General features: G+C 41.8%; 11 protein-coding genes. 4 read left to right on the top strand and 7 right to left on the bottom strand.

Going from position 1 to position 12,419, the window contains the following annotated elements:
- The first annotated feature begins 185 nt into the window (after window positions 1–185).
- The 4 genes from JIG37_RS20140 to JIG37_RS20125 all read left to right on the top strand — a co-directional run bounded on the left by JIG37_RS20140 (window position 186) and on the right by JIG37_RS20125 (window position 4,420).
- Window positions 186–1,136, top strand: a complete 951-nt coding sequence (locus tag JIG37_RS20140) for a porin (RefSeq protein ID WP_199530154.1) — start codon at window positions 186–188, stop codon at window positions 1,134–1,136.
- Window positions 1,137–1,282: 146 nt separating this feature from the next.
- The gene (gene phoB, locus JIG37_RS20135) at window positions 1,283–1,972 is read left to right on the top strand and encodes a phosphate regulon transcriptional regulator PhoB (protein WP_054551169.1); all 690 of its coding nucleotides are present in this window, start codon (window positions 1,283–1,285) and stop codon (window positions 1,970–1,972) included.
- Between the two features lie 56 nt (window positions 1,973–2,028).
- On the top strand, window positions 2,029–3,360 hold the full coding sequence (gene phoR / locus JIG37_RS20130; RefSeq protein ID WP_138616392.1) for a phosphate regulon sensor histidine kinase PhoR: 1,332 nt from the start codon (window positions 2,029–2,031) through the stop codon (window positions 3,358–3,360).
- 91 nt (window positions 3,361–3,451) lie between these two features.
- Complete coding sequence (locus tag JIG37_RS20125) at window positions 3,452–4,420, top strand: phosphate ABC transporter substrate-binding protein PstS family protein (protein ID WP_054551171.1); 969 nt, start codon at window positions 3,452–3,454, stop codon at window positions 4,418–4,420.
- Window positions 4,421–4,472: 52 nt separating this feature from the next.
- Here the strand turns inward: JIG37_RS20125 and mdoH are convergent, their stop codons facing one another.
- The 7 genes from mdoH to pcnB all read right to left on the bottom strand — a co-directional run bounded on the left by mdoH (window position 4,473) and on the right by pcnB (window position 12,244).
- Window positions 4,473–6,455, bottom strand: a complete 1,983-nt coding sequence (mdoH, locus tag JIG37_RS20120) for a glucans biosynthesis glucosyltransferase MdoH (RefSeq protein WP_138599593.1) — start codon at window positions 6,453–6,455, stop codon at window positions 4,473–4,475.
- Window positions 6,427–8,145, bottom strand: a complete 1,719-nt coding sequence (locus JIG37_RS20115) for a glucan biosynthesis protein G (RefSeq protein WP_199530153.1) — start codon at window positions 8,143–8,145, stop codon at window positions 6,427–6,429. The genes mdoH and JIG37_RS20115 overlap by 29 nt, the downstream gene beginning before the upstream one ends.
- A 348-nt stretch (window positions 8,146–8,493) precedes the next feature.
- The gene (locus JIG37_RS20110) at window positions 8,494–8,733 is read right to left on the bottom strand and encodes a hypothetical protein (RefSeq protein WP_062564854.1); all 240 of its coding nucleotides are present in this window, start codon (window positions 8,731–8,733) and stop codon (window positions 8,494–8,496) included.
- 57 nt (window positions 8,734–8,790) lie between these two features.
- Window positions 8,791–9,642, bottom strand: a complete 852-nt coding sequence (gene panC, locus JIG37_RS20105; RefSeq protein WP_199530152.1) for a pantoate--beta-alanine ligase — start codon at window positions 9,640–9,642, stop codon at window positions 8,791–8,793.
- Window positions 9,643–10,437 carry a 3-methyl-2-oxobutanoate hydroxymethyltransferase gene (gene panB, locus JIG37_RS20100; RefSeq protein ID WP_199530151.1) on the bottom strand — a complete coding sequence of 265 codons (795 nt, stop codon included), beginning with the start codon at window positions 10,435–10,437 and terminating at the stop codon, window positions 9,643–9,645.
- Window positions 10,438–10,466: 29 nt separating this feature from the next.
- On the bottom strand, window positions 10,467–10,955 hold the full coding sequence (folK, locus tag JIG37_RS20095; RefSeq protein ID WP_054551177.1) for a 2-amino-4-hydroxy-6-hydroxymethyldihydropteridine diphosphokinase: 489 nt from the start codon (window positions 10,953–10,955) through the stop codon (window positions 10,467–10,469).
- A 2-nt stretch (window positions 10,956–10,957) separates the two neighbouring features.
- The gene (pcnB, locus tag JIG37_RS20090; protein WP_324616110.1) at window positions 10,958–12,244 is read right to left on the bottom strand and encodes a polynucleotide adenylyltransferase PcnB; all 1,287 of its coding nucleotides are present in this window, start codon (window positions 12,242–12,244) and stop codon (window positions 10,958–10,960) included.
- Window positions 12,245–12,419: the final 175 nt, after the last annotated feature.

Genomic DNA, 12,419 nt, shown 5'->3' with positions numbered 1-12,419 from the left:
TTATCTTATTCTCTAAGTAAAAAACTGATCTGAAGTTGATCTTCTTAGTAAAAATCTGATCCTGATCTGATTAAGTTGGTAGATCAGTGATCCGTGATTTTTATGTGAAATATAGTCTCCTTGCCTTGACCAAAAGCCCTTTATGTTCGATTTTTAAGTTATTGCTTAAATTGAGGATCGCTACCATGAATAAACCTGCCATGATGTTGTCGAGCTTTGCAATGTGCATTATTTCTTTTCATAGTGCTGCCGAAGCTGTAGATGTGTATGGTCGGGCCCATTTAGGGGTTGCTAATAGCGACACTGGCGAGGGCAGTAAAACGTCTGTTGAAAGCTATAACTCTCGTATGGGGATCAAAGGCAGCGGTGAAATAAGCGATGGGTTAAAAGCCGTATATAAGTTTGAATTTGCTGTAAATGCGGCAGATCAAGACAGCGATGGTAAAACTGAAGAGAATATTACCGCGCGTAACCAATATGTTGGTCTTCAAGGCAGTTATGGGCAGGTAGTACTTGGTCGACATGATACAGCGTTAAAAGTATCGCAGGGTAAAATTGATTTAATGAACGACTTTAATGGTGATGTTAAAGCCTTATTTAATGGCGAAAATCGCCTTGGCGATGTGGTTCATTATAGCTCGCCAATTGTCGGCAATATGCAATTTGTGGTCACCTACATTGCTGAAGATAACTCCAAACAAGATGAAGAAACCGGTGTTTCTGCGGCATTTATGTATGGTGATAGTAAATTTAAAAAAACGCCTTACTTTGTTAGTGTTGCCCATGACAGTAAAGTAGCCGGTTATGATACAACGCGGTTTACGGCGCAAGGTAAATTAGGCGATTTAACCTTAGGCGGTATGTATCAACAAAGCGAAAAAGTTACAGGTTCCGATAAAGAAGATGGCTTTTTAGTGAGCGCATCTTACAAAATCGATAAATATAAGTTATTGGCGCAATACCAAGATACTGATGGCAGCTTTGGTAAGTTGAAAGATTCAGGGAGTGGTACCTCTGTTGGCGTTGAACGAAGCCTGTCAAAACAAGCACGTATGTATATGTGGTATACGCAATTTTCACTAGATAATAATGCTGATGAAGATCATCTTGCAGTCACTTTAAGGTATGACTTTTAATCCGAAATTTACTATTTAAGCGTAAAAAATGGCTATTTTTGCATTGATTCTTTTGCGCTTTTTCAATTACTCGTTAGACTTTCATAAAAATGTCATACTTAGTCATAATAATGAAACCAGTTCGCTAACGAAAGAGATAAATTGGAATGTCACGTAAAGTACTAGTCGTCGATGACGAAGCGCCTATCAGAGAGATGCTGGTTTTTGTTTTAGAGCAAAATGGTTTTCAAGCAATTGAAGCAGAAGATTATGACTCTGCGATTGAAGCTATGGTTGAACCATACCCAGATATGGTTTTATTAGATTGGATGTTACCTGGTGGTAGCGGTATTCAAATTGCTAAGAAATTTAAGCAAAACGAATACACTCGTCAAATTCCTATCATCATGCTGACTGCTCGCGGTGAAGAAGAAGACAAAGTACGCGGCCTTGAAGTAGGTGCTGATGATTACGTAACCAAACCATTTTCTCCAAAAGAATTAATGGCGCGCATTAAAGCGGTTATTCGCCGTGTTTCACCAACCTCATTAGAAGAAGCCATTGAAGTCCATGGCTTACGCCTTGACCCAATCTCACACCGTGTAACCTCAGAAGGGAGTGAATTGGATATGGGGCCTACTGAATTTAGATTACTCCATTTCTTCATGACGCATCCAGAACGTGTTTACAGCCGTGAACAATTACTTGATCATGTATGGGGAACAAATGTATATGTAGAAGACCGTACAGTTGATGTACATATTCGTCGTCTACGTAAAGCGATTGCACCATTAGGGCATGACCGTTTAGTACAAACCGTTCGCGGTGCAGGCTATCGTTTTTCAAGTAAATTATAAGTGTCATAGCAATGACCTTAACAAGCTAATTTACATACTTAAGGTAAAGTGAGTGTATGTATCGAGTAGTGAATAAACAGGCGTTAGCAAAACGCCTGTTTATGTATTTCTTACCCTTGTTATTAGTTGGCGTACTTGTAGGTGCGCCTTTTTTGCTTTTATTTTTAGGCTCTTTTGCACTGCTAATTTGGCATTATCATCAATTATATCGCCTCAGCGATTGGCTTCTTAATCAACGTAGTTTCAACCCACCCGAAGGGGAGGGAGCGTGGGAGCAAGTCTTTGAAGGGATCTATCACTTACAACATCGAAACCGTAAAAAACGTAATGAACTTGCAGACTTAATACGCCGCTTTCGTGATGGCGCCGAGGCTGTGCCTGATGCGGTAGTGGTTTTACAAAAAGATCTCAGCATCATTTGGTGTAACCAATTGGCTTTAAAGGTTTTAGGGTTACAGTGGCCTACCGATCATGGGCAACGCTTAGATAATCTTATTCGCGATCCTAAGTTTGCAAAGTACATGCATAAAGCCTGTTTCGATGAACCGCTCGAGCTTGATGGTGGCCACAGCTACGATCAAACCTTAGAGTTTCGTGTTATGCCCTATGCAAGTTCACAGTTGATGATGGTGGTGCGTGATGTTACTCGCTTAAAGCAACTTGAGCAGATGCGTAAAGATTTTGTGGCCAATGTTTCTCATGAGCTGAGAACACCACTTACAGTGGTAACCGGTTACTTAGAAATGCTTGATTCAGATAGCTTACCACCTCCTGCAATGTGGCAAAAAGCGCAAACTACCATGCTTGAACAATGTAAGCGCATGGACAGTCTAGTTAATCAATTATTATCGTTGTCGCGTATTGAAGGGGCACGTCGTCAAGATAACGATAAGCCTGTCAATGTGCCGCAGCTACTTACCTATATTCAAACCGAAGCACAGTCATTAAACCAAGATAAAGGCCATGAGCTTATTTTTAATGTTGATGCGAGTTTAGACATTAAAGGGGCTGAAGACGAATTACGAAGTGCCTTTTCTAACCTTGTTTTTAATGCCATTCATTACACCAAGCCCGGTGGCAAGATTGTGGTTGATTGGCAGCTTAAAAATAACCAAGCCGCGTTTAGTGTGACCGATAATGGTGATGGTATTGCCGCTGAACATATTAACCGTTTAACGGAACGTTTTTATCGTGTTGATAAGGCTCGTAGCCGCACTACAGGTGGGTCAGGATTAGGTTTAGCGATTACAAAACATGTACTTACAAGGCATGACAGTCGTTTAGATATCAGCAGTAAATTAGGCCAAGGCTCGACCTTTGCGTTTGCATTTGGTAGCGAAAAAGTCGTGCGTTTAACAGATAATATTAAAAAAACTGCAAAGTCATAAAAATGTCATTTAAGGGTAATCTAACTGTCATCTAGTGTCATTAGAGTAGACCGCAGTTAGGAAATGGGACGAACAAATCGGAGTAACCCCTATGAAATTCAAAAATCTCGTTGCCGCAATGGGTGTGGCTGTAACAACATTTGTATCAGCACAAGCAGCTGCAGTTGATAAAGATATGCCTGAGTACACTAAAGTAAGTGGTATCTCTGGTAACTTCTCATCTGTAGGTTCTGACACGCTTGCAAACATGATGACGTTCTGGGCAGAAGAGTACAAGCGCTTCTATCCAAACGTAAACATTCAAATCCAAGCAGCGGGTTCTTCAACTGCTCCTCCAGCATTAACTGAAGGGACAGCAAACTTCGGCCCAATGAGCCGTCGTATGAAGTCAAAAGAAATTGAAGCATTCGAAAAGCGTTACGGCTACAAGCCAACTGAAGTACGCGTTGCAATCGATGCTCTTGCTGTATTCGTACACAAAGATAACCCAATCAAAGGTTTACGTATTGACCAAGTTGATGCGATTTTCTCTTCAACACGTAAATGTGGTGCTGATGCACAGGTTAATCGTTGGAGCGAAGTAGGTCTTGAGGGCGATTGGGCAGCAAAAGATATCCAGCTTTACGGTCGTAACTCAGTATCGGGTACTTACGGTTACTTCAAGAAGAAAGCACTTTGTAAAGGTGACTTCCGTAACAACGTAAACGAACAACCTGGTTCTGCATCTGTAGTACAGTCAATCTCTTCTTCAGTGAACGCGATTGGTTACTCAGGTATCGGTTATAAAACATCAGGTGTACGTACGGTTCCACTTTCTAAGAAAGGCGACAACTTTGTTGATGCAACATTAGAAAACGTAGCAACAGGTAAATACCCACTATCTCGTTTCTTATACGTTTACGTGAACAAGCACCCTAACAAGCCGCTTTCACCTATCGATGCAGAGTTCTTAAAAATGGTTCTTTCTGTAGATGGTCAAAAAATTGTTGAGAAAGATGGTTATGTGCCACTTTCAGGCAAAATGGCAATGGCTGAACTTAAAAAGCTAGGCCTTCTGTAACAACCATACAGACATAGATGAAAAAACCGCTCATTGAGCGGTTTTTTTTCGTTTAGCTTTTAGCAAATAATTTTGCCTTAATGCGTTGCTGAGCAAGGCGTACTTGCTTACGCTTTTTACCCGAGGGAGCCTTAAAGCTTTGAATTGGCATTACCGTTGGGTATTCATTAGGTAGTGCAGGTACACTAAAGTCAGCGTGCTCATCCTTAGGTAAACCAATTTCTTGTTGATGTACACGAAGTGCCGCTAAGGTATCATCGTTTTCAACTTCACTTGGACATAAGAATAAGCCCATTTTACGCATTTTCACACCTAAGCCGATGCTGCTTGAGTAACGTACAATTGGCGCTGCTAAAATAAGGCCCACTAAAATAGGTGATAACCACCAAAAGAAGGTCGGTGTGTAATAGTAAGCAACCGAGCCCCAAATAATCGCGGTAATAGTCGAAAATAACGTATAACCAATCGCTTCCTTCCACGGTACCATTCTACCTTCACGAGGCTGTGCATCCCAGCTCACTTTTTTGCCTAAAAATACGCACACGACAAAATAGCTATGGAATACCATCATTAGCGGCGCAATCACAATAGCAAAAACCGTTTCGATGAGTGAACCTGCAATTAGCTTCATCGTGCCACCAAAGGCTTTATTACGGTGTACTAAAGTCACAATAATACCCATTAATTTAGGTAGTAACAGTAATACGGCAGTAATGAATAACAACGAATCAATTAGATCCGTTTTGGCAATTTGCCAGGTTGGGAAAAGCTGATAAGCATGGTTAAAGTATACGTCGCTATTAAGAGCACGAGTCACTGCATCTAATGTACTTAATGCCAGCATTGATAACCAGATTAACGATGAAATATACGCTGTGGCACCAAATAAAAAGTGCATTTTACTCATTAGCTTCAGGCCAGATTTTGGCAATAAACCTAAATGCTGGATATTTCCTTGCACCCATCGTCTATCTCGAATTGCGTAATCGAGAATGTTACTTGGCACTTCTTCGTAGCTACCTTCAACATCACTCAGCAGTAACACATCCCAACCACTACGGTGTAGCAGTGAGGCTTCAACAAAGTCATGACTTAAGATTTCACCGCCAAATGGGGCATTGCCTTTTAAAACTGGCAGGCCGCAGCATTTTGTAAATGCTTCAACGCGAATAATTGCATTGTGACCCCAGTAGTTTGCTTGGTTTGTTTGCCAAAAAGCAGAACCAGTTGCCAACATTGGGCTATATAAAATCGATGCAAACTGTAAAAAGCGACCAAAAAACGTGTCTTGGCGAACCGGAATAGGGATCGTCTGGATCAAACCTGATTTTGGATTGCTGATCATGCTAGAAGTCAGTTCAAGCATACATTGACCCGTCATAATGCTATCGGCATCAAGCACAATCATATGATCGTATTGGCTGCCCCAACGTTCACAAAAATCAGTTAAGTTACCTACTTTACGGTGTTTGTTGTCTTCACGGCGACGATAAAAAGTATGCGCAGCTAAATCACCTAAACGCTTAGTGAGAGCATTCCATGCTTTTAGTTCATTACGTGCGATTTCAGGGTCTTGCGTATCACTAAGTAAGTAAAAATCGTAATGTGGCATTTGTCCTGTTTTGGCTAGCGAGCGAAGGCTAACCTCAAAACCGGCAATTACACGCTCTGTATCTTCGTTGTAGATAGGCATAACAATGGCTGTTTTCGTTTGGCTCAAGGCATGCTGATTAATCTCGATTGGCTTTTGACGTTTTAAGGTCAACGGGTCAATACGAAATAATTGCAAGATAAAGCCCATACAGCCACTACAAAAGGCTGTAACAATCCACGCGAAGGTGACTGTAAATAATGCCAGTAAAGCGTACTCAAGCGGTGTCATGCCGTTAGAATTTAAAATATCGAACATGATCCACACGCCATAGGCGGTAATGCTGAGCGCTAGGCTCGAAAAAAGCCAAGCGCGGGTTTTCTTAAATGGCATTGCTGTTGCTTCTAACGCTTTACTATTGGACGTCGTTTGGATACCAGACATAGCTCCATACCTCGCTGATTTCTTTATCACGTAGTTTTAACGATAAGCGCATATCAACTGGCTTATCTCCCTCTGGCGCCACTTTAAAGGCTACGCGCCATCCTTGATTGTTTGGTAACTGCTGTACCGTTTTATCGCTTATTTGCCCAGCAGAGAGTGTAAGATCCGCTTGCATGGCAAAATTAGCTGATAGTTGATTAATGGTTTCGCCACTAAAATCAACGGTAAATTGGCGGTGGCTTTTTGGTGGTGGATTGTCTTCACCAGGTAATGCTGCACTACCAATTCGAGTTCTTAACACACTCGCTTTATCTTGAGTTGCAAGCGTGGCATTGAAAGTCGAAAGCTTGTAACTAAAGCTTAAGCTGTCACCGGCTTTCATTGGCTGCTCTGGCACCCAGTAGCTAACAATATTGTCGTTGGTTTCTGTATCTGTTGGGATCTCTACTAACTCAACGCGCCCTTTACCCCAATTACCTTCTGGCTCAATCCACATACTCGGACGGTTGTGATAATGTGCTTCGGTATCAAGGTAGTTATTAAAGTCACGGTCTCGCTGTGCAAGACCAAAGCCTTTCGGGTTATCGTAGCTAAACGAAGTGACACTTAGCTTCTTCGGGTTATTCAGTGCGCGCCAAACCCATTGACCTTGTTCTGATTGCATTAGAAGGCCGTCAGAGTCATGTACTTCAGGGCGGTAGTCGTCGAAGAACTTTGTACTGTTTTCACCGTGGTAGAACATACTTGTTAGCGGGGCAATACCAAGCTTTTTGATGTCTTTGCGGGCGAAAATTTGCATTTGAGTTTTCACTTCAGTGTTGGTCGAAGGTGTTAATTCAAAACGATAGGCGCCCGACACAGATGGGCTATCTAATAATGCGTAGAGCACGATAGTGGTATCTTCGGGTGCTGGTTTTACTAACCAGAACTCTTTGAATACAGGGAATTCTTCACCTGAACTAAGAGCAGTATCCACCGCAAGCCCACGGGCTGACAGACCATATACTTGGTGCGGACCAACTAAACGAAAATATGAAGCACCTTGGAACACAGCCACTTCATCTTTGTACTGGTTGTTGTTCAGTGGAAAATGCAAACGAAAACCTGCATGGCCAAGTTGTGTATTGGCAATCGCGGTACTGATCTCTTGCTCTAACGGGGCAGCAGTTGCATCATAACGATAGTAATCTGTTTTAAAAGGTAAACTTTTTACTTCAGCGTTTTGTTCAAGAGTATTAATTGCAACCGGTGAACGATATAAAAATCCTGGGTGGAACAACTGCACTTCATAAAGGCTTTGATCTTTCCAAATTGCTTGCTCAGTACGAAAACGGATTGCACGGTAGTCTTGGTAATTGATGCTTGTGAGCGCCTCAAGTTCAAGATCTTTCGGGGCTACATAAGGCTCTGAAGCGAGTTTTTTAGCACGCGCAGTGATAACATCAAATAGCTTTTCTTGCGGAATAGTGATCATCTCAGGCTTAAGCTCAACAGCAGCCTTTTCCTTTGAGGCCAGTTTTTCATTTTCGGCTGCTTGAACTTTAACGGCTGTTTGTTCTGTTTTAGTTACGTTTGATTGATCTTGTTCTTCAATTGCGTATGTATGACCTGCGCTCATGGCTAATAATACGCCCAATAAGGTCTTCTTTTTAGCAGCACTGAAGAGCTTGGTTCGAGTTTCTGGTCTCATTCAATTTTCCTTTAGCCGTAAATCACGTTAATTCATATCCCTTAGCAATTACTGAACCCAAAATAAAAACTAATAATCTCAATGACTTTGAGTTGGTGCAGTTAAATGCGAAGAGTAAAATTTTGAAATTAGTGAGAAACAATTACATGGTTGCAGTTGTTTATTCGTCACCAATATAGAGAAGTTTAATGAACGAAAGCTTGCCCTAATATGAATAGATTAAAGGGTAAACAAAAATATGAACAAAATTACCAGAGGCTTAATTATGGAAATGAAATTGTAATCGAGAAGAGAAGTGCAGGCACCGAACAGGTTTCAGTGCCCTAATAAGCGAGCTAAAAGTAAGTATTATTTAACTTCACCTAATTTTTCGGCATTAGCTTTACATTGATTATAAGCTTCAATGCACTTGTTACTACACACCTTATGAACTAAGCCATCAGCAGTGCTTTGTTGTTCACAGCTTGCCTCGCATTGGTAGTTTTGTTGAGCGCATTGTTGCATTTCTGGGTTGTCAATTTTATTTGAGCAAGCAGACAGTAATGTCATAGCAAATAATGTTGCTGCAATTGCAGGTAGTTTTTTCATGCTTATCCCTAGTTTATGTCTTTTCTTTGCAATCCATCTTACCCAGATTGTTGCTATTTAATCCAGCTCAACTTGTAAATTGTCAATTAAACGTACTGAGCCTAAGTAGGCTGCAGCTAAAATAACAAGTTGTTTATCAGCCGTTGTTGCAGGCTTTAATGTTGAGCGCTCTGCTACCGCATAATAGTCAGGTTTAAGGCCTGCCTTTTCAAGCTGTAATTTTGCATCTGCCTCAAGTGCTGCAATGTCTGCGCTGCCTTGTTTAAGTGCAGTTGCAGTATTATTTAGTGTGGCAAACAGTACTTTTGCGGTGTCTTTTTGCTCATCAGATAAATAGCCATTACGAGAGCTCATTGCTAACCCAGAGATTTCACGGCAAGTAGGTACGCCAATTATCTCTACAGGGATAGATAAATCGCGTGTCATGGTTTTTATCACTTGCAGCTGCTGAAAGTCTTTCTCACCAAAACAAGCAAAGTCAGGCTGTACTAAATTAAATAACTTAGTGACAACGGTTGCGACGCCTTTGAAGTGGCCAGGGCGCGAGCCGCCACAGTAACCCATAGAAACACCCGGCACATCGACAAAGCTTTGTTCGCCTAACCCATTTGGGTAGATTGTCTCAACGGAGGGTGTAAACACGATATCAGTACCGAGTTCAGCTAAACCTTGTTTATCTTCGTTAAGTGTACGTGGGTAGCTATCAAGATCTTCGTTAGCCCCAAACTGCATTGGGTTCACAAAGATACTCACAACCACTTTATCAGCCAAGGTTTTGGCTTTTTCTACCAGTGAAAAGTGACCTTGGTGTAAATTGCCCATAGTAGGCACTAGTGCAATGCTCAGGCCTGCTTGACGCCAAGCTTTGATTTGGCTGCGTAACGATTTGATTTCAGTGATTGATTGCATTTATTTAAACTCGTGTTCGGTACTTGGGAAAGCACCACTTTTTACATCTTCACAATACTTTTGCACTGCTGCTGGCATATTGCCGGTTTCTAATAAGAAATTCTTTGAAAACTTAGGAATATAGCCTGCTGAAATACCAACTAAGTCGTGCATAACTAAGATTTGTCCATCAGTTTGATTACCTGCTCCAATGCCAATAGTAGGAATGTTTAGCTCATCAGTAATACGTTTAGCAAGCTCACTTGGTATGCATTCTAAAACAAGTAACTGCGCACCTGCCGCCTCAAGTGCTTTCGCATCGCTAACCATTCTATCGGCTTGAGATTGCTCACGACCTTGAATTTTAAAACCTCCAAATACATGCACTGACTGAGGTGTTAAGCCTAGGTGGCCACATACTGGAATACCTTGTTGAGTCATCGCACGAATGCTGTCGTGCAGCCATTCGCCACCTTCAAGCTTGATCATGTTTGCCCCAGCACGCATCAGCTCTGCAGCATTTTTACAGGCATCAGTTGGGTTGGCATAGGTCATAAAGGGTAAGTCAGCAATTACAAATAATTCGCGGCTACCAGCACGTACGCAGCGTGTATGATAAGCAATCTCTGTATTGGTTACTGCTAATGTGTCATCAGCACCTTGCAATACCATACCTAAAGAGTCACCAACTAAAATCACCTCGACGCCATTATCATGAAACAATTTAGCAAAACTGGCATCGTAAGCTGTTAATGCGGTGATTTTTTGTTGTTCTTGTTTCATTTTATTCAAGGTTGAAACGGTGATTTTAGACATAATTTCCTCTAAGGCTTAGCCTTGGTTGATTACTGCTGAGGGAGTTGTTGTAAATCGTTTAAAGGCAACGTTTTTGTTATATCAGCAAGTGATTGATTATTCGGTAGTACAAGTGTTGGTGCAATTTCCAACAAGGGGTAAACAACAAACTCTCGCTCTGTTAGGCCATAATGAGGCACGGTTAAGCGAGGGGTGTCTATTACGTCATTACCGAACAATAAAATATCTATATCAAGGGTACGCGGACCCCAGCGCTGTTCTTTTCTAACACGGCCATGCTCAAGCTCAATGGCTTGCGTTAAATCAAGCAACTGCTCTGGCATAAGTGCAGTTTTAACACATGCGACCGCATTTACATAATCGGGTTGATCTTGTGGCCCCATGGGTTTGCTTGCGTAATCATGGGATACACAAACAAACTCAACATCTTCTAATGCTTTTAGGGCAGCGACAGCAGCATGAATTTGTTTACGTGGCGCGTTTAAATTGGCACCTAAACCTAAATAAACGGTATGCATACTTAGTCTACTTTTTTCTTGCGTGGGCGACGACGGCGCTTAGGGCCACCTTGGTGTCCTAAATTTTTAACCATCTCTTTTTGGCCATTAATGTCTTGGCTTAGGTAGGTTGTCCACCAATCAGCAAGCTCTTTTTGCTGCTCTTCACCAGCTTGCACACGCAATAGTAAGAAATCATAGGCTGCCTTGAAGCGAGGCTGTTGAGTCAGCCTATAAGCACGTTGACCACCTCGTTTATCAAGACGTTGCTGAATATGCCAAATATCGCGTGCACCCAGTGTGAAGCGTTTTGGTACTGCTACATGTTGTGCGTTTTCACTCAGTACTTTGTTCATCGCTTGTGCAAATGCATCGTACTCTGAAAGTTGATCGCGTTGTTGTAATTTTTTAGCAATGCTCAGTAATGGGAACCACAAAAGGGCTGCAAAAATAAAGGCTGGAGTGACTTTTTTATCAGCATTAATACGTTTATCGGTGTTTTTAAACATTTGCAGGATAAATGTATGTTCAAAGCCTTCAGGGTTGGCATCTAAGATTTTATCAAGCGCAGGGAATAATGCTTTGAATAAACCATACTGGCGAAGCATTAAGTAGTTTTCTTCTGCTTTGCCGTTTAAGAATAATTTGAGTGATTCTTCAAACAAACGAGCTGGCGGAATATGGTCGAGTAAATTAGCAAGGTCTTTAATTGGCTTTTCGGTGCCAGGTGCAATGCTCATTCCTAGTTTGGTGGCAAAACGCACTGCGCGTAACATGCGCACAGGGTCTTCACGGTAACGCGTTTCTGGGTCGCCAATCAGCTCTATTTGTTTTGCTTTTATCGCGCTAATGCCATTGGCATAGTCATAAATACAAAAGTCGTTAATTGAGTAGTAAAGTGCATTAATCGAAAAGTCACGGCGCTCGGCATCTTCTTCGATGCTGCCATAGACATTGTCGCGCAGAAGTTGGCCGTGCTCGCTTGATTGACTAATTTGATTTTTGCTTTCTTCGGCTTCGTGATGGCCGCGCATGGTCGCCACTTCAATAATTTCTCGACCAAACACGATATGGGCTAAACGAAAACGACGACCAATTAGACGACAGTTACGAAATAGCTTTTTGATTTGCTCAGGGGTTGCGTTTGTTACAACGTCGAAGTCTTTTGGTTGTTGGCCTAACAATATATCTCGAATACAACCACCTACAAGGTAGGCATCAAAACCACCTTCTTTAAGGCGGTACAATACTTTGATTGCATTTGGGCTAAATTGTTTGCGTGAAATACCATGTTCACTGCGTTCGATCACCAAAGGTAACTCGCTCGTTGGCAAAGCATCACTTGATGTCGTGGCATTTGGGCCAATAATCTGCCGACAAAATTGAAAAAGCTTAGAAATAATAATCTGTCTCCTACGACGCGGACTTTGCGACTCATCAAGTATAGCGTTTGTTTGATACTTCGCCGATGTGAGATTGACGTGT

The organism is Pseudoalteromonas sp. bablab_jr010 (assembly GCF_016464105.1).
In the GTDB taxonomy this organism is placed as follows: Bacteria; Pseudomonadota; Gammaproteobacteria; order Enterobacterales; family Alteromonadaceae; genus Pseudoalteromonas; species Pseudoalteromonas simplex.
This window is presented reverse-complemented; position numbering and strand designations above follow the sequence as displayed.

Coding starts and splice junctions, on each gene's coding strand:
- JIG37_RS20140 (WP_199530154.1), top strand. CDS start 186: ATGAATAAACCTGCCATGATGTTGTCGAGCTTTGCAATGTGCATTATT.
- phoB (WP_054551169.1), top strand. CDS start 1,283: ATGTCACGTAAAGTACTAGTCGTCGATGACGAAGCGCCTATCAGAGAG.
- phoR (WP_138616392.1), top strand. CDS start 2,029: ATGTATCGAGTAGTGAATAAACAGGCGTTAGCAAAACGCCTGTTTATG.
- JIG37_RS20125 (WP_054551171.1), top strand. CDS start 3,452: ATGAAATTCAAAAATCTCGTTGCCGCAATGGGTGTGGCTGTAACAACA.
- mdoH (WP_138599593.1), bottom strand. CDS start 6,455: ATGTCTGGTATCCAAACGACGTCCAATAGTAAAGCGTTAGAAGCAACA.
- JIG37_RS20115 (WP_199530153.1), bottom strand. CDS start 8,145: ATGAGACCAGAAACTCGAACCAAGCTCTTCAGTGCTGCTAAAAAGAAG.
- JIG37_RS20110 (WP_062564854.1), bottom strand. CDS start 8,733: ATGAAAAAACTACCTGCAATTGCAGCAACATTATTTGCTATGACATTA.
- panC (WP_199530152.1), bottom strand. CDS start 9,642: ATGCAATCAATCACTGAAATCAAATCGTTACGCAGCCAAATCAAAGCT.
- panB (WP_199530151.1), bottom strand. CDS start 10,437: ATGTCTAAAATCACCGTTTCAACCTTGAATAAAATGAAACAAGAACAA.
- folK (WP_054551177.1), bottom strand. CDS start 10,955: ATGCATACCGTTTATTTAGGTTTAGGTGCCAATTTAAACGCGCCACGT.